The sequence below is a fragment of the Pseudomonas sp. KH_046_1 genome (assembly GCF_057839025.1).
In genome coordinates, this window is record NZ_CM174481.1 from 4,329,603 (window position 1) to 4,351,762 (window position 22,160).

Below are 22,160 nucleotides of genomic sequence, written 5' to 3' on the forward strand. Positions count from 1 at the left end.
CTGCCCTGCGGAAAAAAAACGGTCATATTTTTGTCATGACAGTTCCGCAAGCTAAGTGCTGTCCGTCGAAAACAAGTTGATAACAACAAGGACGACCACATGCCAACGCAAAACCCGCACCGCATCGTCGGTCTGTGCACCTCCAGCAAGGTGTACAACGCACTGACCGAACTCAAGCACCTGGAAGGTCATCGCAGCGCCAAGTTTCTCTCGCTGCTGACACAAAGCCTGGTGCGCAAGGGCCTGCTCAACGAGCAGGAAGTGGTTCATATGCTCGACCAGGTGGTCAGCTGACCGACCAACGGTCGTTTGCCCCCTCTGGCATCAATGACCACTATCGAAAGCGTTGATTACCCCTCAAGGCACCCGGACCTTAAAGTAACTCCACAGATTGATGGAGGTACTTGTCATGTCCAAGGTTCAGATCATGTCCGTTATCGGCAGCGCCGTCCCCGCACCGCTCAGAGAGCTGGGCATGCTCGCCTGCTGGTATCTGGTGCAGGACGGGGTGCAGATCAGCGGCCCGCTCACTTCGCTGCCCGCAGCAAAGGAGCTGTCGCAACGCATCGGCACCGGCCAGTCCGGCAGGCTCAACGCCTAAGGCAGCTGCACCCGCGGTTTGGTTTCAATGAAAATGGCCCAGCTCGACATGAACAGGGCCGCGATCAACGGGCCGATGACAAAGCCGTTCAGCCCGAAAATCGCCAGTCCGCCGAGGGTCGAGATCAGGATCATGTAGTCCGGCATCCTGGTGTCCTTGCCCACCAGCAATGGCCGGAGCAGATTGTCCACCAGCCCGATCACCAAGACCCCGAACAATACCAGCACCACGCCCTTCCAGATCGCCCCGGTGAACAGGAAAAACACCGCCACCGGCACCCAGACTATTCCCGTCCCCACCACCGGCAGCAGCGACAGAAACGCCATCAACACCGCCCAGAGCAACACGTTGTGGATGTCCAGAAACCAGAAAATCAGACCGCCCAGCGCGCCTTGGGTGATCGCCACCAGCAGGTTGCCTTTCACCGTGGCCCGCACCACAAGATTGAACTTGAGCTGCAAACGGCGTTTCTGCTGTTCCTGCAACGGCACCGCCTGGCGTACCTTGCGCGCCAGTTCCGCACCGTCGCGCAGGAAGAAGAACAGCAGGTACAGCATGATGAAGATACTGACGATGAACTCGAACGTGCCCTGGCCGAAACTGAACGCATGAGAGGCCAGCACCTGCCCGCCGGTCATTGCGCTCTTGACGATTTTCTCTCGCAGCCCGCTCAACTCGCCCATGCCGAAGCGATCCAGCAGATACTGGAAATACGGCGGCAGGCTGTGCTTGAACTGCGACACATACCCGGCAATGTCGAGTTCGCCGCTCTCGACACTTTTGTAGAGTGCCGCCCCCTCCTGAACCAGCAAGGCGCTGATGATGATCACCGGCAGAATCGCGATCACCAGGCAAATGCTCAATGTGCACAGCGACGTGAGGTTGCGTTGCCAGCCGAACTTCAGTTGCAGTCGGCTCTGCAGTGGCGCAAAGACGATGCCGAGGATTACCGCCCAGAACACCGCGCCGTAAAACGGCAGCAGGATCCAGATGAAGGCAGCGCTCACCAGCACCAGCAAAACCGTCAGCGTTTTGTCTTGCAGGGTCGTTTCGTTCATGTCCGATCCGTGCCAGCCAGTCAGGACGAAAAACTTTCGCCTTGATGTTTAGTCAGCCACGGGTCGCGCGAGTGCCATCGGTTTGTTGATAAGGCATAGATCCAGGTCAATAAACCCTTGGCACAGGGCATTTACCCTGTGCGGCTTTTGCGACCGACACCGCCATGAACCTCACCGCGCCAGAACTGCTCGCCCCCGCCGGCACCCTGAAAAACATGCGTTACGCCTTCGCCTACGGCGCCGATGCCGTGTACGCCGGCCAGCCGCGCTACAGCTTGCGGGTGCGCAACAACGAATTCGACCACGCCAACCTGGCCCTCGGCATTCGCGAGGCCCAGGCTCAGGGCAAGCGCTTCTATGTGGTGGTGAACATCGCGCCGCACAACGCCAAGCTCAAGACCTTCCTCAAGGACCTTGAACCGGTGATCGCCATGGCCCCGGATGCGCTGATCATGTCCGACCCCGGCCTGATCATGCTGGTGCGCCGGCATTACCCGCAGATGCCGGTCCACCTTTCGGTGCAGGCCAATACGGTGAACTGGGCGAGCGTCGAGTTCTGGCAGCAGCAAGGCTTGAGCCGGATCATCCTGTCCCGGGAGCTGTCCCTGGAGGAAATCGCCGAGATCCGCGAGCAAGTGCCCGCCATGGAACTGGAAGTGTTCGTGCACGGCGCGTTGTGCATGGCCTATTCCGGGCGCTGCCTGCTGTCGGGCTACATGAACAAGCGTGACGCCAATCAGGGCAGTTGCACCAATGCCTGTCGCTGGAAGTATTCAGCGCAACCGGCCACGGAAAACCAGCTCGGCGAGATCGTGCAACAGTATCAACCGGAACCCACACTGGGTATCGGCGCGCCCACCGGACAGGTGTTCCTGTTGCAGGAAGCCAATCGTCCCGGCGAACAGATGCCGGCCTTCGAAGACGAACACGGCACTTACATCATGAACGCCAAGGACCTGCGCGCCGTGCAGCACGTCGAACGCCTGACGCACATGGGCGTGCACTCGCTGAAAATCGAAGGCCGGACCAAATCGCACTTTTATTGCGCGCGCACCACCCAGGTTTATCGCCGGGCCATCGACGACGCGGTGGCGGGCCGGGCCTTCGACCGCGGCCTGATGACCGACCTGGAATCCCTCGCCCAGCGCGGCTACACCGAAGGTTTCCTGCGCCGCCATGTGCATGACGAATACCAGAACTACCAGAACGGCAGCTCGGTGTCGGAGCGCCAGCAGTTTGTCGGTGAGTTGACCGGGCAGCGCAGGGATCGCCTGGCCGAGGTCAAGGTGAAGAACCGCTTCGGCCTGGGCGATCACATGGAGCTGATGACACCCAAGGGCAACTTCCACTTCGATCTGCATCAGTTGCAAAACGCCAAGGGTGAAGCGATCGAGGTTGCGCCGGGGGATGGGCATACGGTGTATTTGCCGATACCGGATGCGGTGGATTTGGAGTTTGGGTTGTTGATGCGGGATGTGGGTGTGAACTGAACTTCAAATACACACCTAACCCTGTGGGAGCGAGCCTGCTCGCGATAGCGGCGTATCAGTCAATATGGTTAGCGACTGACACTCCGTCATCGCGAGCAGGCTCGCTCCCACAGGTTCTCCCACAAGTACTGCGTCAGGCAAATTCTTCGCGAAGCATCGCCACAAACGCCTCACGCGCCGGGTGCACCCCGGCGTTTTCGTGCCAGTAAAACAGATTGTCGACGGCGGTCAGTTCGGGGAATTCAAACCCCGCGCACCCCGCGCCTTTGGCGTATTGATCGAACACACCTTTGGGCACCAGCGCCACGCCGGCCCCGGCGCTGACGCAACCGACAATCGCGCCATAACTGGCCAGGCTGACAATCGGCAGCGCCTGGCCCTGTCGCAACAGCCAATGCTCCAGCGCCGCCCGGTATGGACAGCCCTGGGGCCACATGAACACGGTCTGGTCCTGCAAATCGCTGACGTCCCGCAGCGGCCCGAGGGAGGTCGAGGCGATCAGCAGCAGCTCTTCGCGGTACATCGGCGTGCGCTTGAGGTGCGAACGCTCGACATCCACCGCCACGATGGCGCCGTCGAGCTTGTGGTTGAGTGTGTCGTCGAGCAACTGTCCCCAGGAGCCGGTGGTCAGCTCCAGCGCCACCTGCGGGAAACGCTTGTGGAATTTCGCCAGCAGGCGCGGCAATCGCCCGGTGGCCGACGACTCGATGGCCCCGATGCGCAACGGCCCCGAGGGCTCGGCCGAAGGGTCGACCGCACGCTTGGCCTCGGCAGTGAGGGCAAGAATTTTCGAAGCGTAGGCCAGGAAGGTTTGCCCCGACGGGCTGATGCGCAGCCCTCGCCCCTCACGCAGAAACAGCGCGACACCCAGTTCGGCCTCAAGAGCCTTGATCCGGGCCGTGATGTTCGACGGCACGCAATGCAACAGCTCGGCCGCGCGGGCGATGCTGCCGACATCGGCCACGGTCTTGAACATGCGAATCTGTGCCAGCTCCATACATCACCCACAGTGAACAATTAGCGCAGTATAAGTCAGTTGTGGCGAACGATCCGCTTTCTGATACTCGGTGCATCCGCCCACAGGTGCACGACCATGAAGCCGCTCACACCCTCCCCCGTTTCACCCTGGAAAATCATTCTGGCCATGGCGTTTGTCGTGGCGTGCTGGGGCTATTCCCCGACCGGCATCCATATCGGCCTGCAGGCCTACGACCCGGTGCACCTGGCGCTCCTGCGCTTCCTGCTGGCCTCTGTGTTCATGGCCGCGGTCGCAATGTTCAAGGGCATTCGCCTGCCGAACCTGCGAGATTTACCGCTGATGTTCGGCCTGGGCTTCTTCGCGGTAAGCCTGCACCACGTGGCGATCAACTTCGGACAGCAGGGTGTCAGCGCAGGTGCTTCGAGCGTGTTGGCGCAGACCACGCCGCTGTTCAGCACGTTGATTGCACGCTTCGTGTTCAAGGATCAGGTGAGCCTGTGGCGCTGGGGTTGTGTGCTGCTCGGGTTGTTGGGCGTGGTGATTGTGGTGGCGGGCGATCATGGCCTGGGCAGCATTGACGCCCACGGCCTGCTGATCCTGCTGGCGGCGGTGTCCTGGAGTCTCTACTTTGCCCTGCAAAAGCATCACACCGGGCGTTACGACGGGCTGACGCTGGTGTGTTACACGGTGTGGTCCGGGACGGCGCTGTTGCTGGCTTTCTTGCCCGGCCTGCTGGACCAAGTCGCCCTGGCACCGATGCGCGTACAGTTTGCGGTGATTGCCCTGGGGATATTCCCCAGTGCCCTGGCGTACCTGGCCTGGGCCTATGTGCTGGCGCATGTCGATTTGAGCCGGGCGACGATGACGCTGTATCTGACGCCGCCGACGGCGATGGTCATTGCGTCTTATGCGCTTGGCGAGCGGCCGACGTTGATGATCGTGGTCGGCGGGCTGGTGGTGTTGGTGAGTGTGCTGGCGTTGAATCTGGAGCGGCGGGCTGTCGTTGTTCAAGTTGCTCGGGTCTGATCCATGTATTTTGCTGCCTGGACTGACGCCTTCGCGAGCAAGCCCGCTCCCACAGGGTTTTATGGTTGCCGCAGTTATTGAGCACGACCCAAAACCTGTGGGAGCGAGCTTGCTCGCGAAGAACGATGACTCGGTGTCACTGATAAACGGACAACCTCAGCTGGCCGAAAACCGGTCGCGACTGTTGGTCAGGTGCAGCCACATCGCCGCCCGCGCCGCGTCCGGGTCCTGGCGCTTGATGGCGTTGAGAATCGCCTCGTGCTCCAGGTTGGCCAACTGACCGAGCTTGCTCAAGTCCACCGCGCCACGCTCGGCGGCATTGACCCGGGTACGCGGGATCATGGCACTGCCCAGGTGCTGCATGATTTCGGTGAAGCATACGTTGCCGGTGGCTTCGGCGATCAGCAGATGAAAACGCCGGTCCGCTTCGACACAGCTGTCGTTGTTGGCCAGCAGGCTTTGATAGTCGTCCAGGGCTTCACGCATCTGCGCCAGTTGCATTTCGGTGCGGCGAGTTGCCGCCAGCGCCGCCGCCTGGGTTTCCAGGCCCATGCGCAACTCCAGAATGCTGCGCACCCCCAACGCCGTATCGACATTCAGCCGGAGCCCCTGCTCCGGTGCGCGCTCGATCACGAACGTGCCAATGCCGTGCCGGGTCTCCACCAGCCCCGAGGCCTGCAGCTTCGAGATCGCCTCGCGCACCACCGTACGACTGACTCCGTGCTCCTGAACGATGGTGTTTTCCGACGGCAGCTTGTCACCGGGCAACATCTGGCCGAGCAGGATGCGCTGGGTCAGTTTCTCCACCAGGTCATGGGCCAGGTTGTGGCTGCGCTTGCGGGCGGGTACTTCGAGGTCTTCTTGCATGGGGGTGTCCGGAAATCAGGGCTATCGAATCGTAGCACCGCGCCGGGCGGGAATCCTGAAAAATCTCGTCTAGCTTGTATGACAACACTCAACATTCAGCCCATATTGATTCTTTTCAAGGGCCACCACCTACCACAAATAGAATAAAAACAGCTGCAAATGCGCCACTTCATTGGATAAACGTGGTTGCAAGATCAAAAAACCTAGTTGTATGATGTCTATCAACAACGCAACACCCAGCTTCACCCCGCATAAAAATAACGAGTGGGAGAAAACGCAGTGAATACATCCATCTCCGGGATGCACGACGACGCCAATTCAGCGCTGAAGTCCGCCATCGCCAAAGTCAAACGTCACGTCTTGCCGCTGTTCGTCATCATGTTCATCGTCAATTACATTGATCGCGTGAACATCGGTTTCGTCCGCGCCCACATGGAACACGACCTGGGTATAGGCGCGGCCGCCTATGGCCTGGGTGCCGGTCTGTTCTTCATCGGTTATGCACTGTTCGAGGTGCCCTCCAACATCCTTCTGCAGAAAGTCGGCGCACGCATCTGGCTGACGCGGATCATGCTGACCTGGGGCCTGGTCGCCGCGGGCATGGCGTTCATCCAGAACGAAACACACTTCTACATCCTGCGTTTTCTACTGGGCGTGGCCGAAGCCGGGTTCTTTCCCGGGGTGATCTACTACTTCACCCGCTGGTTGCCGGGTGTGGAGCGCGGCAAGGCGATTGCGATTTTCCTCAGCGGCTCGGCGATTGCCTCGCTGATCTCCGGCCCGCTGTCCGGGCTACTCCTGCAAATCAGCGGCCTGGGCATGCATGGCTGGCAGTGGATGTACTTCATCGAGGGCATGTTTTCGGTGGGGTTGTGCGTGTTCGTCTGGTTCTGGCTGGACTCCAGGCCCCACGACGCCAAATGGCTGACCCGCGAAGAGCAGGATGCACTGGTCAAGGCCATCGACGACGAACAACTGGCCCGGGAGGCCGCCACGCCGATCAAGCCGTCGCTGGGCAAGTTGCTCAAGGATCGCCAGATCATCCTGTTCTGCCTGATCTACTTCTTTATCCAGTTGACCATCTACGCCGCGACCTTCTGGCTGCCGAGCATCATCAAGAAGATGGGCGACCTGAGCGATGTCCAGGTCGGGCTGTTCAACTCGATTCCGTGGTTGCTGTCGATTGTCGGCATGTATGCCTTCGCGTCCCTGTCGGGCAAATGGAAACACCAGCAAGCCTGGGTCGCCACCGCCCTGCTGATCGCCGCGGCCGGGATGTTCATGTCCACCACTGGCGGACCGATCTTCGCCTTCGTCGCAATCTGCTTTGCCGCACTGGGCTTCAAATCGGCCTCGTCGCTGTTCTGGCCGATTCCCCAGGCCTACCTGGATGCGCGAATCGCGGCTGGCGTCATCGCGCTGATCAACTCGGTGGGCAACCTCGGCGGCTTCGTTGCGCCGACCACTTTCGGCTTGCTGGAAGAACGCACCGGTTCCATTCAGGGCGGGCTGTACGGCCTGGCCGCGACCTCGATCATCGCCGCCATCATCGTGTTTGCCGCCCGCAACACACCGAAATCCGCACCTGCCGTGGCGCCGGGCAAACCTGCACCCAACCACGCCTGACATCTGCTTTTTAAGGATTGAAAAATGAACGCACAAGACACCACAAAAGCCCCGGTCATCACCAGCATGCAGATTGTTCCGGTGGCCGGCCACGATGGCATGCTGCTCAACCTGAGCGGTGCCCACGGCCCGTTCTTCACCCGCAACATCGTGATCCTGAAGGACAACGCCGGCCACACCGGCGTCGGCGAAGTGCCGGGGGGCGAGCGCATTCGCCAGACCCTCGAAGACGCGCGCAGCCTGGTGGTCGGCAGCCCGATTGGCACATATCAGAAAATCCTCAATCAGGTGCGCCAGACCTTCGCCGACCGCGATGCCGGTGGCCGCGGTTTGCAGACCTTCGACCTGCGCATCACCATTCACGCCGTCACCGGCCTGGAAGCCGCATTGCTCGACTTGCTCGGCCAGCACCTGGATGTGCCGGTGGCCGCCCTGCTCGGTGAAGGCCAGCAGCGCGATGAAGTGAAGATGCTTGGCTATCTGTTTTATGTCGGTGATCGCAACGAGACCGACCTCGCCTACCGCAGCGAACCGGACGCCGACAACGACTGGTTCCGCGTGCGGCACGAGAAAGCCATGAGCGCCGACGCGGTGGTGCGCCTGGCCGAGGCGGCCCACGGGCGTTATGGCTTCAAGGACTTCAAGCTCAAGGGCGGCGTGCTCAGCGGCGACGCCGAAATCGAAGCGGTCACGGCTCTGGCCGAACGCTTCCCCGATGCGCGCATCACCCTCGACCCGAATGGTGCCTGGTCACTGAAAGAAGCCATCCGCCTGTGCCGCGATCAGCACCGCGTGCTGGCCTATGCCGAAGACCCGTGCGGAGCGGAAAACGGTTACTCGGGACGTGAAGTCATGGCCGAGTTCCGCCGGGCCACGGGCCTGAAGACCGCGACCAACATGATCGCCACCGACTGGCGGGAGATGGGCCACGCGATCCAGTTGCAGTCGGTCGACATTCCCCTGGCCGACCCGCACTTCTGGACCATGCAGGGCTCGGTGCGCGTGGCGCAGATGTGCCACGAATGGGGCCTGACCTGGGGTTCGCACTCCAACAACCACTTCGACATCTCCCTGGCGATGTTCACCCATGTCGCGGCGGCCGCGCCGGGCGAGATCACCGCCATCGACACCCACTGGATCTGGCAGGACGGCCAGCGCCTGACCAAGGCCCCACTGCAAATCGTCGATGGCTGCGTGCAGGTGCCACAGAAACCGGGGCTGGGGGTTGAGCTGGACATGGATCAGGTCGCCAAAGCTCATGAACTCTACAAAGGCATGGGCCTTGGGGCCCGGGATGACAGCGTGGCGATGCAGTTTTTGATTCCCGGCTGGAAGTTCGATAACAAGCGGCCTTGTCTGGTGCGTTGAATCGACGGATGCGCACCCTGTAACAATAAACCCGACCCGCCTGTGGGCGGTCGGTTTTAAAAAACAGGGTTTCCTCCCCTAGAATGGCGCGCAACTAAATCAACGACGGACGAAACCAACATGGACAGGCTGAAAACCATCGTCGCTTGCATAGCGATATTCGCCGCGGGCCAGTGCGCGGCACAGGATCAAATCGAGACAGTGGTAAACGCAGCTGTACAACCGGTGATGCAAGCCGAGGGTATTCACGGAATGGCCGTGGCAGTCACCGTTAACGGCCAAGCGCATTACTTCAACTATGGCGTCGCCTCGAAAGAAACCGGCAGCCCCGTTACGCAAGACACCCTGTTCGAAATCGGCTCCGTCAGTAAAACCTTCACCGCCACCCTCGCCGCCTACGCCCAGGCCACGGGCAAGCTGTCGCTGTCGGACATGGCCAGTCATGTCCTGCCGGCCTTGCGCGGCAGTGCGTTCGACCACATCAGCGTGCTGCAACTGGGCACTTACAGCGCCGGTGGCTTGCCGCTGCAATTCCCTGCTGAATCTGATTCGGCCGACAAGATGCTCGGCTACTACAAACAATGGAAACCGCTCTACGCCCCCGGCAGCCACCGACTGTATTCGAACCCCAGCCTCGGCCTGTTCGGCTACCTCGCCGCCCAAAGCATGGGCCAGCCGTTTGATGAGCTGATGGAGAAAACCCTGCTGCCGAAACTGGGCCTCAAGCACACCTATGTGCATGTGCCGCAGGATCAGATGGCGCTGTACGCTCAGGGCTACAACAAGGACGGCAAACCGGTGCGGGTCACTCCAGGTGCGCTGGATTCCGAGGCGTATGGGGTGAAAACCAGCGCTGCAGACTTGCTGGGTTATGTTGGCGCGAACATGAAACCGGCGTCTCTGGAGAAGCCATTGCAGCAAGCCATCGCCTTGACTCATAGCGGTTACTACACCGTTGGCGATATGACTCAGGGTCTGGGTTGGGAGATGTATCGATACCCGATCACACTGGATCGCTTGCTGGAGGGCAACTCCACGCCAATGGCCATGCAAGCCCATGAGGTCCAGTGGTTGAATCCGCCGCAGGCGCAGCCGCAGAACGTGCTGGTCAACAAAACAGGCTCAACGGGTGGTTTTGGTGCTTACGTGGCATACGTGCCATCGAAGGACATCGGCATTGTGATTCTGGCCAACAAGAATTATCCCAATGCGGAGCGGGTGAAGATCGCTCATCAGGTTTTAAGTGCCCTTACCCGATAAGCCTTGTTTGCTTTCCCAGAGAAAAAGGCGACCTCTAGAGGTTAGTACTGATCAGTCAACACACGAAACCTGTGGGAGCGAGCTTGCTCGCGATGGCGTCGTAACAATCAATATAAATGTTGAATATCAGGCCCCCATCGCGAGCAAGCTCGCTCCCACAGGTTAATTGCTCACCACCAGAATTCAGTGTCGTTTCAATCATCCGGCATTTCGGGCGGTTTGGCGGGTTTCGCCGGTTTGCTGTTTTTCCCGGGCTTGGCGCCTTTGGCAGCCGGCTCGGCTTCAGCGACAGGAGCAGCCACAGTCGCGGTAAATTCTTTCTCGGCCGCCGGCAACTGATCGACAGCGCTGAAAATCTCGTCCAGCTTGATGGCGTCCGATTGTTCAAGTTTCTTTTCGCCGTCCTTGCCGACCAGAATCACCTTGGTCTTGGCGCCGGCACCCAGCTTGAGCGAGCGGATCAGCGCCGCCGTGTCTTGTGGCCCGAGGTCCTTGCCGTCGCGCTGGCCCATCAGGTTGAGTACGGTGTAGAGCACCATGTTGCGGTCGGTGAAACCCTTGCGATTGGCCGGCTCATCCAGGGACTTTTTCAGGCTGACCCAGATCGGATCAACCGTGCTCGGAGCGATGACGATCAGTGGCCGGGCCCTGCCCTTGTCCATGTCCAGCGGTGAGTCGCCATCAGCGGCGAACGAGGTGCCGGCAATCGCCAGCAAAGTAGCCAGGGTCAGTGACCTGATGAGCATGCGCATCTCCTTTTGATATCCACGCTCTAATGATTGCGCATCGCGGCGATCGACGTACCGCAAATATTGCTCGCCTTGCCCCAAGCTTAGGTCAGGGCGGTCATTGCGCAACAGGCTGGGCTAATCTGAAGACTCATGACAACCCGCCTGATCCGTCGTGAGGACTGGCCCATGAGCACTCAGTTGAACCACACCATCGTCTGGTGCCGGGACAAGCAGGTTTCGGCGAATTTCCTGGCCAGCCTCCTTGGCCTGCCCGCCCCGCAGCCCTTCGGGCCCATGCTGATCGTCAAACTGGATAACGGCGTGTCACTGGATTTCTACGACAACGACCCGCCGATAGCGTCTCAGCACTACGCATTCTTGCTGGGCGACGAGGATTTCGATGCAGCCTTCGCACGCCTGCAAGCCAACGGTCAGCCGTGGTGGGCCGACCCGGGCAAGCAGCGACTGAGGGAGATCAATGATTTCGCGGGAGGACGGCGGGTGTATTTCGATGACCCGGACGGGCATCTGCTGGAAATATTCACCCGCGAATGAAGCTGGCGTGGCGGCTTGAATCAGAACGCCAGTTTATAGCCGATCAGCAACAGCATGGTCGCCAGGCAAGGGCGCAGCAGTTCGTCGGAGATGCGCCCGGTCAGGTGGCTGCCCAGGTAAATCCCCGGCAACGAGCCCACCAGCAAGTAACCCAGGACATGCCAATCCATGTTGCCCATGCTGGCATGGCCAAGGCCTGCGACCAGGGTCAGCGGCACGGCGTGGGCGATTTCAGTCCCCACCAGGCGGCGGGTCGGCAGCATCGGATAGAGAATGAACAGTGCCACGGTGCCCAGTGCGCCAGCGCCGATGGACGTCAGCGCGACCATGGTGCCAAGGACCAGCCCGGTGATGACCGTCATCACGTTCAAGCGCAATCCGCTGGGGTTGTAGTTGCCGCCCGCACGTTTGTGGGCGAAGTCGAGCAGGCGCTTCTTGAACAGGATCGCCAGTGCCGTGGCAAACAACACAAAACCCAGGGCCTGCTTGATGATCGCGTTCATCGCCTCGGGGGCGCTGTGCAGGGTGCTGAGGAACCACAGCGTCAACACCACCGCAGGCACGCTGCCCAAGGTCAGCCAGCCGGTAATCGCCCAGTCGATGTTGTTGTTCTTGCGGTGAACCAGTACGCCGCTGGATTTGGTGATGGCGGCGTACAGCAGATCGGTACCGACCGCCGTCGCCGGGTTGATGCCGAACCCTAGCAGGATCGGCGTCATGAGCGACCCGCCACCCACGCCAGTCATGCCGACGATGAAGCCGACGACCAGCCCGGCAACGACCAACCCGATGTTCACTAAATCCATGAATACGTCCACAAAGATCGCAAGGGAAATCTGGCCCGCAGCATAGCGATATTTCTTATAACCAGTTATATCGATGCGATCTATCTTTATGCCCTGAAGTGTCATGCCACCCTGTGGGAGCGGGCTTGCTCCCACAGGGTTTCGTGCTGGATTCACTGCACCGGCAGGAAATTCAGGAACAGCAGGCTCTGCGCATAGTTCAGGCCGATGCGCCGGTAGCGTTCGTCGAGCATCTGGGTCAGCAGGTCCAGCCGGGCGACGATCTTGCCGAACTCGACGGCAAAGCTCAGGTTGCTGCCCTCCTCCGAGATTTCGTTGGAGAACAGCAAGGGCTGGCCTTCTTTGTTCTGTCGCTGGCTGAGGATCCAGGTGGCGATCTCGATGTTGCGCGCGGCATTGCTGACGAATACCGGATTGATCGTATCGGTCATGTAGAACTCGAGACGATTGCCATGGGCGGTCACCAGCATGCTGCCGATGGCATAGATAAACGCCCCGACCCGATCGCCGAGAAACTCCGGGCTCATGGCAAAACGCAGGGCTGCGAGATCCTTTTTGCCGCCCAGGGTCGGTAATGGCTCCTGCATCTCAATGGCCATGCGCACTTGCTTGCCGGCGGTACGGGCATCGAGGAAACCGGATTTTTTCAGCTCATCGGGGTTACGCAGGTAGAGCTTGCTCATCAGCAGGTAAAGGCTGTCGAGGTTGTCGCGCATGGTCAGGGTAGCCATACGGTCGACGCTGGTCTGCAGGAACTCCTGGGGTTTGCCTTCGCGCATCTGGTTGATGATGTCGCCGCCCTGCTGCTGGCTGCAACCGGTGACGAAGAACATCGACAGACCTGCAAGCAGCAGGCAATGACGACGGATTTTTGTGGTGATCGCGGGTGAAACTCGAGCCATGGGTTCTTGGACTTGGGCATGGGCCGGCGGTGGGGATCGCCGCAGGCTGCCATGGATAGAGCCGGACATGTCGAAAAAGTGCAGTATCGGCACAGAGCAATCGATCACCGGCAGGCTGCAGCTCAAGAGATCACCGCCTGCAGCGGAACCGATGGACTATTCTGCTGCCCACTGAAACAACCATCGGCATTCATAAAGGAGGTTTGCATGCGCACGCTTGAACTGGCTGGCGCCAGGGTCCCGGTCATCGGCCAGGGGACCTGGCAAATGGGCGAAGACCGTTCACGGCATACGGAAGAAGTCGCGGCACTGCGCCTGGGCATCGAACTGGGCATGAGCCTGATCGACACCGCGGAAATGTACGCCGAAGGCGGCGCCGAGGAAGTGGTCCGCGATGCTATCGCCGGCCAGCGTGACAGCGTCTTTCTGGTCAGCAAGGTGTACCCGCACAATGCCAGCCGCCAGGGCATTCCCCAGGCGTGCGAGCGAAGCCTGCGCAGGCTTGGCACCGATTACATCGATCTGTATCTGCTGCATTGGCGCGGCCAGTATCCACTGGAGGAAACCGTCGAAGCCTTCGAACGCCTGCGCGAAGACGGCAAGATAGGACGTTGGGGTGTGTCCAATTTCGACCTCGACGACTTGCTGGAGCTCGACGCCCCGGCCTGTGCCACCAATCAGGTGCTCTACAACCTGGCACAACGGGGCATAGAATTTGATTTATTACCCTGGAGCCAACAGCAACGGCTGCCGATCATGGCGTACTGCCCGATTGGCCAAGGCGGTAAAATGCTCTTCGACGTCACGCTCAAGCAGGTGGCCGCCCGTCACGACGTCGCACCGGCACAGGTGGCACTGGCATGGATACTGCGTCAGGAAGGAGTGATCGCCATCCCCAAAGCGGTCCAACCCGAGCATGTGCGGCTCAATGCCCAGGCCGCAACATTGCAGCTTGAACCCGGGGATCTGGAGGCGCTGGACCAAGTGTTTCGCGCGCCACAACGCAAACAGCCGTTGGCCATGGTCTGAGCCAACGCAGTCTGTCAGAGAGCTTCACCATGAGAAGCACCGACCACCTGGACCCGTTCAATCTGCAACGCTTTCTCCAGGCTCAGGACCCGGTATTCGACCGGGTTCAAAACGAGCTGAGCAACGGACACAAGCGCAGTCACTGGATGTGGTTCATTTTTCCGCAGTTTGCCGGGCTCGGTGACAGCGAGATGTCGCGCCGCTTTGCCATCCGCTCGCGGGAGGAAGCCCTGGCCTACCTTGAGCACCCGTTGCTGGGCGCCCGGCTACGCACCTGCACCCAGGAAGTGCTGAATATCCGGGAGCGCTCGGTGGCCGGGATTTTCGGCCATCCCGACGACCTGAAGTTTCATTCCTCGATGACCCTGTTTGCCCAGGTCACCGACGCCGACAGCCTTTTCCAGCAAGCCCTGAACCAATACTTCCACGGCATCCTGGATGACTGGACCCTGTCGCTGATGGACTCAAAACAGGCCCAGTTGCCCACCAACCAGGGTTGAGAAATCGTCGTCGACAAACGGCAGTATCGCGTCCGCCACCGGTTGCAGCTGCCGGGTGATGTAGTGGTCGTAGTCGATGGGCGCGCTGCGCACTTCCAGCGGTTCAGGGCCGGCGACGGTGATCACGTAGCTGATCCAGCCGCCGTTCTGGTACTGGCGCGGGCGCCCCTGCCGGTCGTTGTACTCGTCGGCCAGGCGCGCCGCGCGCACATGGGGCGGTACGTTGCGCTGATAGTCGTCGAGGGTGCGGCGCAGGCGTTTGCGGTAGATCAGCCGGTCATCGAATTCACCGGCCAGGGTCTTACGCACGTAGTCACGCACATAATCCTGGTAGGGCTTGCGCAGGAAAATCCGCGAATACAGCTCCTGCTGGAATTGCCGGGCCAGCAGCGACCAGTCGGTGCGCACGGTTTCCAGGCCTTTGTAGACCATTTCGTCGCTGCCGTCGTCACGGGTGACCAGCCCGGCATAGCGCTTTTTACTGCCTTCTTCGGCGCCGCGAATGGTTGGCATCAAAAAGCGCTTGTAGTGGGTTTCGAACTGCAATTCGAGAACGCTCTGCAAGCCGTACTCCTGCTGCACGTGCTCGCGCCACCACTGATTGACGTGCGCCACCAGCGCGTGGCCGATCTGCGCCGCCTCCTGCTGGCCATGGGCGCGACGCAGCCAGACGAAGGTCGAGTCGGTGTCGCCGTAAATCACCGCATGGCCCTGGGCCTCGATCAATTGGCGGGTGCGCAGCATGATCTCGTGCCCGCGCAAGGTGATGGATGACGCCAGGCGCGTGTCGAAGAAGCGACAACCGCTGGAGCCGAGTACGCCGTAGAAGGCGTTCATGATGATTTTCAGCGCCTGGGACAGCGGCGCGTTGTGTTCGCGCTTGGCGGTTTCCCGGCCTTCGGCCACCCGGGCGACGATGGATGGCAGGCAATGCCGGGTGCGAGAAAAACGCGCGCCACGAAACCCCGGCACCGACTCGCTGTCGTCCGGGTGCTTGAGCCCTTCAATCAGCCCCACCGGATCGATCAGGAAGGTGCGGATGATCGACGGATAGAGGCTTTTGTAGTCGAGCACCAGCACCGATTCGTAGAGTCCCGGTTGCGAATCCATGACAAAACCGCCGGGGCTGGCTTGCGGTGGCTTGCCACCGAGGTTCGGCGCAACGAAACCCTGACGGTGCATCAGCGGCATGTACAGGTGCGTGAACGCCGCCACGGAACCGCCCATGCGATCGGCTGGCAAACCGGTAACGCTGGCTCGCTCCAGCAGGAAGGTGAGCAGCTCGGTCCTGGCGAAAATCCGCGTGACCAGTTCGCAGTCCTTGAGGTTGTATTTGGCCAGCGCCGGTTTGTCCTCGGCGAACATGCGATTGATTTCGTCCATGCGCTGGTACGGGTTGTCGATGGACTTACCCTCGCCGAGCAAGGTTTGCGCGACGTTTTCCAGGCTGAACGAGGGGAAACTCCAGGTTGCCGAACGCAGGGCCTCGATACCGTCGATGATCAAGCGACCAGCGGCTGAAGCGAAGTAGTGATTGCCGCTGCCGTGTTCACGCCACTGCATTTCCTCGCCGCCACGCCCCAGTTTCAACGGCACCGCCAGACGTCGGGCGTGTTCGTGCAGCACCCGCAAGTCGAACTGCACGACGTTCCAGCCGATAATCGCGTCGGGGTCGAACCGGGCAAACCAGTCGTTGAGTTTTTTCAGCAGCAGGGTCCGCGAATCGCAGTATTCGAGCTGGAAGTCCACCTGGCTGGCGTCGCCATTGGGCGGACCGAGCATGTACACCTGACGCTCGCCGCAGCCTTCCAGGGCGATGGAATACAACTCGCCCTGGGCCGTGGTCTCGATGTCCAGGGACACCAGTTTCAAGCTCGGCCGGTAGTCCGGATCGGGTTTCATCTGCGCGTCGAGCAGCAGGCCCTCGGCATTCGGCGTGCCACTGAAACGCACCGGTGCGGTGATGAAGCGCTCCATCATGTAGCGTTCCGGCGGGCGCACGTCGGCTTCGAACACCTCGACACCGGCCCGGCGCAGCGCGGTTTCCAGGCGCATCAACTGGCCATGTTGCTGGCAGTAAAGCCCGAGGACCGGGCGATGTTCGAAATCCTGCAGGGCCAGGGGCCTGAGCTCGACGTTCTTCTCGTCATGCAAAACACGTTCGGCGGGCTGACGCTGCGCAGCAGGAATGAATGCCACCGACGGTTGATGAGGCAGGCGGATACGCCGGGGACCGCTGTCGGTCGCCAGCCAGAATTCGACTTCCGTACCGGCCGGGGTGTCGCGCCAATGCCGGGTCAGGACGAAGCCCTGCTGTAGATCCACCACTGCAAACCTCAACGTTGATTCAGAAGAGAATTCTACCCGTCATCGACAGCGATAGCCCGTTTGCCGCAGGTATATCAGGCAGACACCGATCCTGTGGGAGCGGCGGTGCGGCGATCCGACTTGCTCGCGAAAGCGGTGGGCCAGTCAACACCAACGCTGAATGTAATGCCGCTATCGCGAGCAAGCTCGCTCCCACAGGTGGTTCGTTGGCCTGAAATGTGAGGTTTACCCAAGAAAAACCGCCAAATGACGTTTTTTGCGTGTTATCTGCCGCATTCGCCCTTGCCCTGAACGCTCGCGTCTACGATTCTTCAAGAACAACGACAACACCCGAGTAACCACCATGAAAACCGTCGCCCAACTGCTCAAGCTCAAAGATCAGAAAAACCAGGAAGTGCACCAGATCAAACCCGACCACATGGTGCTCGAAGCACTGATGAAGATGGCCGAGAAAAACGTCGGCGCCTTGCTGGTGGTGGAGAATGATGAAGTGCTGGGCATCATCAGCGAACGGGACTATGCGCGAAAACTGGTGCTGCATGGCCGCTCTTCGGTGGGCACGCCGGTGCGCGACATCATGGTATCGCCGGTGATTACCGTTGACACCCATCAAACCGTGGAGACCTGCCTGGGCATCATGTCCGATAGACGCCTGCGTCACTTGCCGGTGGTCGAAGGCGGCAAATTGATCGGCCTGCTGTCGATCGGCGACCTGGTCAAGGAAGCGATTGCCGAACAGGCGGAACTGATCAAGCAGTTGGAGCAGTACATTCGCGGGGAATAAATCCGGACACCTTGCTTTCCTCCTGTGGGAGCGAGCCTGCTCGCGATAGCGGATTAACATTCAACAAAGATGTTGGCTGTTAGTCCGCTATCGCGAGCAGGCTCGCTCCCACATTGGATTTTGGGTGTTCAGACTGGCCAATGCCGGGCGAACACCGGTGCCAGTGCCGGGTGGCGGTCGATGCGCTCCAGCCAGGCGAAAAACCCCGGCCGGGCAATGCGCAAATGTTCCCGACTGCCCGCCCATCGCGAGATCACCGCCGCCAGTACATCCAGGGCACCTGGCTTCTCGCTGCCCAGGTACAACTCGCCCGAGAACTGATCGGCAAACACCTCCCAACTCCAGTGCAGGCGCCGGCGGGCGCCCTCCATGAGGTTCTGCCTGGACGACTCATCCGCCTCGGCCAGCCAGCGCTCGGGGTAATCGATGATGCCGATGGCCGCATAGCAATTGCTGACGATGTACGCCATGCCGCGAATGGCCTGGGCCCGCTCGGCCGGGTCTGGCGGCAACAACCCCGATGCGGGAAAGGACAGACCGAGGTGAATCAGGATCGCCGCGCTCTCGGTCAGGACGCCGCCATCGGGTAGCTGCAAGGTCGGAATCTGTTTGAGCGGATTGAGTTTCTCCAGCGCCTGGGCCGCCTCCGCGGATGCCTCGACATCGATGAAGCGATAAGGAATATCACAGAGTTCAAGGGCGGCTTCGATGGCCGCCGCCCCAGAGTTCTGATAACCGTAGAGCTGGTACATAAACGTCTCCTTGCACACCGCGATCTCTGCAGTGCCTCATCAATCGTCCCGGCAGAGGAACGCGCCAGCTATCCAGTGTAGAAGCCGCCACCCGCCACACCACGGCCATCCGACGATCGCCCCATCACGCTCACAAGGGGTGTGTCGTCGGTCCTATCATTGCCGTCGATGTTCACCATCACGTCAATGAAGTTCTCTTAAAAAATCCCCGGCGTAACATCTGCTCCATACCCACTCATAAGCACCCCGGAGCACACCATCATGAAACGCCAAACCCTCCTCAGCATCGCTTTCTCGGTTTTCGCAGTTAACGCTTTCGCCGCAAACTCTGCTCAACCTGTGGTCGCTGAAGGCGGCTCGGATCGTCTGATTGAAAGCCGTGTGGCCGAGGGTGGTTCCGATCGCCTGATCGAGAATCGTGTGGCTGAAGGTGGTTCCGATCGCCTGATCGAGAATCGTGTGGCTGAAGGTGGTTCGGATCGCCTGCTGGAAAACCGCGTTGCCGAAGGCGGTTCCGACAAGTTGCTGCAAAACCGCGTCGCTGAAGGTGGCTCGGACCGTCTGATCGAAAGCCGTGCTGTCTGAATGCAGTGCTTGACCGCAGGACTCAAGGAAAACCCGGCCTCACCCGCCGGGTTTTTTATGCGTTTTTTCGCCGCGATTAATTTACTGCCCGCGCCATGCAGCGCTGGTAACGTTCATCGACCCGTTTGGCGAACCACGCGGTGGTGAGTTTGCGGGTGATTTTCGGGCTTTGCAGCACGATCCCCGGCAACACTTCACGGGGCAACGGCCGGCCCTCGGCCCGTTCGGCCAGTTCGAAAACCCGTCGATAGAGTTTGCTGTCTTCGAACGCCAGGGTTTTCCCCTCTTCCAGTTGGTCGCGGATCGTCGGATTGCGCATGTCCAGTTGCTTGCCGAGGGTACGCACGGCCAGCTCCGTGGTGCCGGGCATGATCGAACCGTAGCGCACCAGGTCGCCATCCAGCGCCAACGGGATACCGGAAGCCCGGCTCACTGCGTTCTGGAACGCGGCGTTACGGCTGGCGTACCAACCCGCGTTGAAGTCCGCAAAGCGGTACAACGGCTGTGGGTAACTCACCGGATACCCGAGCAGATGCGCGATGCCGAAATACATGCCGCCGCGCCGGGTGAACACTTCATGACGAATCGAGCCCTTCACCGGGTACGGATAACCCTTGGCCTGCTGTTCGGCAAAATCGATGCCGACCTGCATCGGCCCGCCGGTATGCACCGGATTGAAGCCGCCGAACAGTTTTTTTCCCATCGGTACCATGTCGATGAAGTCGTCGAAAATGGCGCTCAGTTCCTTTTCACTGCGCGCGGCATTCAGGCGGTTGCTGTAGCTTTTGCCGTTGGGCGAATCGAGCTTTAACGCACTGCTCACCAGCAGGCCGGGAATGTGTGCCTTGGCGGCGCGACGGTCGATCTCGTCGCGGGCGATCTTGCCCAGGCCCGGTACGCCCGGATTGACCTGAAAGGTCGACTCCTGTTCAGTCACCGCCAACACCGAGCACAGATTTTTCGTGGTCGGCGAGATGTCTTGCGCGGTAAACGCCACCTGGATATCCGTGGCCCAACCTTGGGGATCGGCGGCCTTGGCCGGCAGTAAACGTACAATCTCGGCCTTCACTTCGGCCGGGCTGCGCGCCGCCGGTTCCTGGGTCCGTTGGCTGCCGCAACCGGCCAATACCAGCAACACGGCGACGCTTGTGATCAATCTGATTTGCATGTCGTTCCATCTAATCCGTTTGTCGGGGCCAACCATACGACCAATGGCAGGTCAGCGGCTACGTCCGTGGCAGTCCGACGGTTGCCGCCCTCCCCGACTGGACCATACTTGATTCACACAGCGAGGAGGACAGGTCATGCACCGCAGCGACGTGTTGATCATCGGCGCCGGCCCGACCGGGCTGGTCCTGGCGTTGTGGCTGAGCAAACTGGGCGTGCGCGTGCGGATCGTCGACAAAACCTCCGCCCCTGGCACCACGTCCCGGGCACTGGCCGTCCAGGCACGGACGCTGGAGTTGTATCGCCAGCTCGGGCTGGACGACGCCGTGGTGCAACACGGCCATCAAGTAAAGGCCGGCAACTTCTGGGTCAAGGGTGAGCCCGTGGCGCACCTGCCCCTGTCCCAGATCGGTGAGGGCCTGACGCCCTACTCGTTTCTCGAGATCTTCCCGCAGGACGAACACGAACGGCTGCTGATCGAGCGCCTGGAAGCCTTCGGCATTACGGTGGAGCGCAACACTGAACTGGCAGGCTTCGAGCAAACCGCAGACGGCATCACGGCCACGCTGCACCTGCCCGACGGCCAGCAGGAAATCTGCCAGGCCTGTTACCTGGCCGGATGCGACGGTGCCCGGTCGATTGTACGCAAGATCCTGGATACCGGATTTCCCGGCGGGACCTACCAGCAGATTTTCTACGTCGCCGACGTGCAGGCCAGCGGCCCGACATTCAATGGCGAACTGCATGTGGATCTCGACGAGGCGGACTTCCTCGCCGTGTTCCCGTTGGCCAGCAGTGGTCGCGCGCGCTTGATCGGCACAGTACGCGACGAGCGCGCCGAACATGCCGAGACCCTGCGCTTCGAGGACGTCAGCAGTCGGGCCATCGAACATATGAAGGTGAAGATCGAGCAACTGAACTGGTTCTCGACCTACCGCGTGCATCATCGGGTGGCGGATCACTTCCGCAAGGACCGGGCGTTTTTGCTGGGTGATGCCGCACATGTGCACAGCCCGGCGGGCGGTCAGGGCATGAACACCGGGATTGGCGATGCCATCAACCTGGCCTGGAAACTGGCGGCCGTGTTGAGCGGCGGTGCCGAGGCCAGGCTGCTCGATACCTATGAAACCGAGCGCATCGCGTTTGCGCGCAAACTGGTGGCCACCACCGACCGGGTCTTCACTTTCGTCACCGCCGACGGACCGATTGCCGATTTGCTGCGTACGCGCCTGGCCCCGTTCTTGTTACCGAAAATGACCTCGTTCGAAACCTCCCGCCAGTTCCTGTTTCGCACGGTGTCGCAGATCACCCTGAATTATCGTGGAATGCCGTTGAGCACGGGCGTTGCCGGGCATGTGCATGGCGGTGATCGCCTGCCCTGGGCCCATGACGGTGAGGGGGATAATTTCGAGTCGCTCAAGTGCCTGACCTGGCAGGTGCATATCTATGGCGACACCAGCGACGAGATGATCGCCTGGTGCCACGAGCACCACCTGCCACTGCATGTGTTCGACTGGCGACCGGCGTTCGAAGCGGCGGGCCTGGGGCGCAATGGCTTTTATCTGCTGCGGCCCGATACCTATGTGGCGATTGCCGAAACCTGCTCGGACCCGAAAGTGATCGAACGGTATTTCCGTGATCACGGGATCCGGCCGTTTTTTGGCGCGACCTGAAAACACCACATCCCCCTGTGGGAGCGAGCCTGCTCGCGAAAGCGGAGTGTCAGTCAACATGATTCTGTCTGAT

Annotated in this window: 22 protein-coding genes; 13 read left to right on the top strand and 9 right to left on the bottom strand. The window is 60.6% G+C overall.

What is annotated here, in order from left to right; all coding sequences use genetic code 11:
• Nucleotides 1–99: 99 nt before the first annotated feature.
• Both AC3IT9_RS19910 and AC3IT9_RS19915 read left to right on the top strand, forming a co-directional pair.
• Complete coding sequence (locus tag AC3IT9_RS19910) at nt 100–294, top strand: hypothetical protein (RefSeq protein WP_008052996.1); 195 nt, start codon at nt 100–102, stop codon at nt 292–294.
• A 115-nt stretch (nt 295–409) separates the two neighbouring features.
• Nucleotides 410–601, top strand: a complete 192-nt coding sequence (locus AC3IT9_RS19915; RefSeq protein ID WP_150753085.1) for a hypothetical protein — start codon at nt 410–412, stop codon at nt 599–601.
• Here AC3IT9_RS19915 and AC3IT9_RS19920 read toward each other — a convergent pair.
• Nucleotides 598–1,659 carry an AI-2E family transporter gene (locus tag AC3IT9_RS19920; protein ID WP_489270814.1) on the bottom strand — a complete coding sequence of 354 codons (1,062 nt, stop codon included), beginning with the start codon at nt 1,657–1,659 and terminating at the stop codon, nt 598–600. The genes AC3IT9_RS19915 and AC3IT9_RS19920 overlap by 4 nt on opposite strands.
• A gap of 164 nt (nt 1,660–1,823) precedes the next feature.
• Between AC3IT9_RS19920 and trhP the strand changes: the two genes are divergently transcribed.
• Entirely contained in the window at nt 1,824–3,149 is a 1,326-nt protein-coding gene (gene trhP, locus AC3IT9_RS19925; RefSeq protein ID WP_150753087.1) for a prephenate-dependent tRNA uridine(34) hydroxylase TrhP, read from the top strand.
• 133 nt (nt 3,150–3,282) lie between these two features.
• On the opposite strand, the gene AC3IT9_RS19930 is transcribed toward trhP, so the two are convergent.
• Nucleotides 3,283–4,146, bottom strand: coding sequence for a LysR substrate-binding domain-containing protein (locus tag AC3IT9_RS19930; protein WP_008053002.1), 864 nt, complete (start codon nt 4,144–4,146; stop codon nt 3,283–3,285).
• A gap of 96 nt (nt 4,147–4,242) precedes the next feature.
• On the opposite strand from AC3IT9_RS19930, the gene AC3IT9_RS19935 reads away from it, so the two are divergent.
• On the top strand, nt 4,243–5,154 hold the full coding sequence (locus tag AC3IT9_RS19935) for a DMT family transporter (RefSeq protein ID WP_489270815.1): 912 nt from the start codon (nt 4,243–4,245) through the stop codon (nt 5,152–5,154).
• 156 nt (nt 5,155–5,310) lie between these two features.
• Here AC3IT9_RS19935 and AC3IT9_RS19940 read toward each other — a convergent pair whose 3' ends face one another.
• Nucleotides 5,311–6,021: a FadR/GntR family transcriptional regulator gene (locus AC3IT9_RS19940; RefSeq protein ID WP_151215164.1), complete on the bottom strand. Its 711-nt coding sequence runs from the start codon at nt 6,019–6,021 to the stop codon at nt 5,311–5,313.
• A gap of 279 nt (nt 6,022–6,300) precedes the next feature.
• Here AC3IT9_RS19940 and AC3IT9_RS19945 point away from each other — a divergent pair, with 279 nt between their 5' ends.
• From AC3IT9_RS19945 to ampC, 3 genes are all read left to right on the top strand, one after another.
• Complete coding sequence (locus tag AC3IT9_RS19945; protein ID WP_150725819.1) at nt 6,301–7,647, top strand: MFS transporter; 1,347 nt, start codon at nt 6,301–6,303, stop codon at nt 7,645–7,647.
• Nucleotides 7,648–7,671: 24 nt separating this feature from the next.
• On the top strand, nt 7,672–9,015 hold the full coding sequence (gene gudD / locus AC3IT9_RS19950) for a glucarate dehydratase (protein ID WP_489270817.1): 1,344 nt from the start codon (nt 7,672–7,674) through the stop codon (nt 9,013–9,015).
• A 120-nt stretch (nt 9,016–9,135) separates the two neighbouring features.
• A complete protein-coding gene (gene ampC / locus AC3IT9_RS19955; protein WP_150759537.1) occupies nt 9,136–10,275 on the top strand; it encodes a class C beta-lactamase in 1,140 nt (379 codons plus the stop codon).
• Between the two features lie 194 nt (nt 10,276–10,469).
• Here ampC and AC3IT9_RS19960 read toward each other — a convergent pair whose 3' ends face one another.
• Nucleotides 10,470–11,021 (bottom strand): DUF4174 domain-containing protein, encoded by a 552-nt coding sequence (locus tag AC3IT9_RS19960; RefSeq protein WP_150753092.1) that lies wholly within the window; start codon nt 11,019–11,021, stop codon nt 10,470–10,472.
• A 171-nt stretch (nt 11,022–11,192) separates the two neighbouring features.
• Between AC3IT9_RS19960 and AC3IT9_RS19965 the strand changes: the two genes are divergently transcribed.
• Nucleotides 11,193–11,561, top strand: coding sequence for a VOC family protein (locus AC3IT9_RS19965; RefSeq protein WP_150725815.1), 369 nt, complete (start codon nt 11,193–11,195; stop codon nt 11,559–11,561).
• A 20-nt stretch (nt 11,562–11,581) separates the two neighbouring features.
• On the opposite strand, the gene AC3IT9_RS19970 is transcribed toward AC3IT9_RS19965, so the two are convergent.
• Together AC3IT9_RS19970 and AC3IT9_RS19975 are read right to left on the bottom strand one after the other, a co-directional pair.
• Nucleotides 11,582–12,367 carry a sulfite exporter TauE/SafE family protein gene (locus AC3IT9_RS19970; protein WP_150725814.1) on the bottom strand — a complete coding sequence of 262 codons (786 nt, stop codon included), beginning with the start codon at nt 12,365–12,367 and terminating at the stop codon, nt 11,582–11,584.
• Nucleotides 12,368–12,519: 152 nt separating this feature from the next.
• Complete coding sequence (locus AC3IT9_RS19975) at nt 12,520–13,269, bottom strand: hypothetical protein (protein ID WP_489270818.1); 750 nt, start codon at nt 13,267–13,269, stop codon at nt 12,520–12,522.
• Nucleotides 13,270–13,476: 207 nt separating this feature from the next.
• Here AC3IT9_RS19975 and AC3IT9_RS19980 point away from each other — a divergent pair, with 207 nt between their 5' ends.
• Both AC3IT9_RS19980 and AC3IT9_RS19985 read left to right on the top strand, forming a co-directional pair.
• Complete coding sequence (locus AC3IT9_RS19980) at nt 13,477–14,298, top strand: aldo/keto reductase (RefSeq protein ID WP_489270819.1); 822 nt, start codon at nt 13,477–13,479, stop codon at nt 14,296–14,298.
• A gap of 29 nt (nt 14,299–14,327) precedes the next feature.
• Nucleotides 14,328–14,798, top strand: coding sequence for a DUF1810 domain-containing protein (locus tag AC3IT9_RS19985; protein ID WP_150753094.1), 471 nt, complete (start codon nt 14,328–14,330; stop codon nt 14,796–14,798).
• Here the strand turns inward: AC3IT9_RS19985 and AC3IT9_RS19990 are convergent.
• Complete coding sequence (locus AC3IT9_RS19990; protein ID WP_489270820.1) at nt 14,763–17,123, bottom strand: DNA polymerase II; 2,361 nt, start codon at nt 17,121–17,123, stop codon at nt 14,763–14,765. The two genes, AC3IT9_RS19985 and AC3IT9_RS19990, sit on opposite strands and share 36 nt — an antisense overlap.
• A 346-nt stretch (nt 17,124–17,469) precedes the next feature.
• On the opposite strand from AC3IT9_RS19990, the gene AC3IT9_RS19995 reads away from it, so the two are divergent.
• Nucleotides 17,470–17,910 carry a CBS domain-containing protein gene (locus AC3IT9_RS19995; RefSeq protein WP_007987990.1) on the top strand — a complete coding sequence of 147 codons (441 nt, stop codon included), beginning with the start codon at nt 17,470–17,472 and terminating at the stop codon, nt 17,908–17,910.
• Nucleotides 17,911–18,038: 128 nt separating this feature from the next.
• On the opposite strand, the gene AC3IT9_RS20000 is transcribed toward AC3IT9_RS19995, so the two are convergent.
• Nucleotides 18,039–18,662, bottom strand: a complete 624-nt coding sequence (locus AC3IT9_RS20000; protein WP_150753096.1) for a glutathione S-transferase family protein — start codon at nt 18,660–18,662, stop codon at nt 18,039–18,041.
• 261 nt (nt 18,663–18,923) lie between these two features.
• On the opposite strand from AC3IT9_RS20000, the gene AC3IT9_RS20005 reads away from it, so the two are divergent.
• A complete protein-coding gene (locus AC3IT9_RS20005) occupies nt 18,924–19,247 on the top strand; it encodes a hypothetical protein (RefSeq protein ID WP_489270821.1) in 324 nt (107 codons plus the stop codon).
• 76 nt (nt 19,248–19,323) lie between these two features.
• On the opposite strand, the gene AC3IT9_RS20010 is transcribed toward AC3IT9_RS20005, so the two are convergent.
• A complete protein-coding gene (locus AC3IT9_RS20010; RefSeq protein ID WP_150759600.1) occupies nt 19,324–20,415 on the bottom strand; it encodes a DUF1615 domain-containing protein in 1,092 nt (363 codons plus the stop codon).
• Nucleotides 20,416–20,551: 136 nt separating this feature from the next.
• On the opposite strand from AC3IT9_RS20010, the gene AC3IT9_RS20015 reads away from it, so the two are divergent.
• Entirely contained in the window at nt 20,552–22,087 is a 1,536-nt protein-coding gene (locus AC3IT9_RS20015; RefSeq protein WP_489270822.1) for an FAD-dependent oxidoreductase, read from the top strand.
• Nucleotides 22,088–22,160: the final 73 nt, after the last annotated feature.

Coding starts and splice junctions, on each gene's coding strand:
- AC3IT9_RS20000 (WP_150753096.1), bottom strand. CDS start 18,662: ATGTACCAGCTCTACGGTTATCAGAACTCTGGGGCGGCGGCCATCGAA.
- AC3IT9_RS19915 (WP_150753085.1), top strand. CDS start 410: ATGTCCAAGGTTCAGATCATGTCCGTTATCGGCAGCGCCGTCCCCGCA.
- AC3IT9_RS19985 (WP_150753094.1), top strand. CDS start 14,328: ATGAGAAGCACCGACCACCTGGACCCGTTCAATCTGCAACGCTTTCTC.
- AC3IT9_RS19935 (WP_489270815.1), top strand. CDS start 4,243: ATGAAGCCGCTCACACCCTCCCCCGTTTCACCCTGGAAAATCATTCTG.
- AC3IT9_RS19960 (WP_150753092.1), bottom strand. CDS start 11,021: ATGCTCATCAGGTCACTGACCCTGGCTACTTTGCTGGCGATTGCCGGC.
- ampC (WP_150759537.1), top strand. CDS start 9,136: ATGGACAGGCTGAAAACCATCGTCGCTTGCATAGCGATATTCGCCGCG.
- AC3IT9_RS19920 (WP_489270814.1), bottom strand. CDS start 1,659: ATGAACGAAACGACCCTGCAAGACAAAACGCTGACGGTTTTGCTGGTG.
- AC3IT9_RS20010 (WP_150759600.1), bottom strand. CDS start 20,415: ATGCAAATCAGATTGATCACAAGCGTCGCCGTGTTGCTGGTATTGGCC.
- trhP (WP_150753087.1), top strand. CDS start 1,824: ATGAACCTCACCGCGCCAGAACTGCTCGCCCCCGCCGGCACCCTGAAA.
- AC3IT9_RS19975 (WP_489270818.1), bottom strand. CDS start 13,269: ATGGCTCGAGTTTCACCCGCGATCACCACAAAAATCCGTCGTCATTGC.
- AC3IT9_RS19910 (WP_008052996.1), top strand. CDS start 100: ATGCCAACGCAAAACCCGCACCGCATCGTCGGTCTGTGCACCTCCAGC.
- AC3IT9_RS19930 (WP_008053002.1), bottom strand. CDS start 4,146: ATGGAGCTGGCACAGATTCGCATGTTCAAGACCGTGGCCGATGTCGGC.
- AC3IT9_RS19970 (WP_150725814.1), bottom strand. CDS start 12,367: ATGGATTTAGTGAACATCGGGTTGGTCGTTGCCGGGCTGGTCGTCGGC.
- AC3IT9_RS19965 (WP_150725815.1), top strand. CDS start 11,193: ATGAGCACTCAGTTGAACCACACCATCGTCTGGTGCCGGGACAAGCAG.
- AC3IT9_RS19940 (WP_151215164.1), bottom strand. CDS start 6,021: ATGCAAGAAGACCTCGAAGTACCCGCCCGCAAGCGCAGCCACAACCTG.
- AC3IT9_RS20005 (WP_489270821.1), top strand. CDS start 18,924: ATGAAACGCCAAACCCTCCTCAGCATCGCTTTCTCGGTTTTCGCAGTT.
- AC3IT9_RS19995 (WP_007987990.1), top strand. CDS start 17,470: ATGAAAACCGTCGCCCAACTGCTCAAGCTCAAAGATCAGAAAAACCAG.
- AC3IT9_RS20015 (WP_489270822.1), top strand. CDS start 20,552: ATGCACCGCAGCGACGTGTTGATCATCGGCGCCGGCCCGACCGGGCTG.
- gudD (WP_489270817.1), top strand. CDS start 7,672: ATGAACGCACAAGACACCACAAAAGCCCCGGTCATCACCAGCATGCAG.
- AC3IT9_RS19980 (WP_489270819.1), top strand. CDS start 13,477: ATGCGCACGCTTGAACTGGCTGGCGCCAGGGTCCCGGTCATCGGCCAG.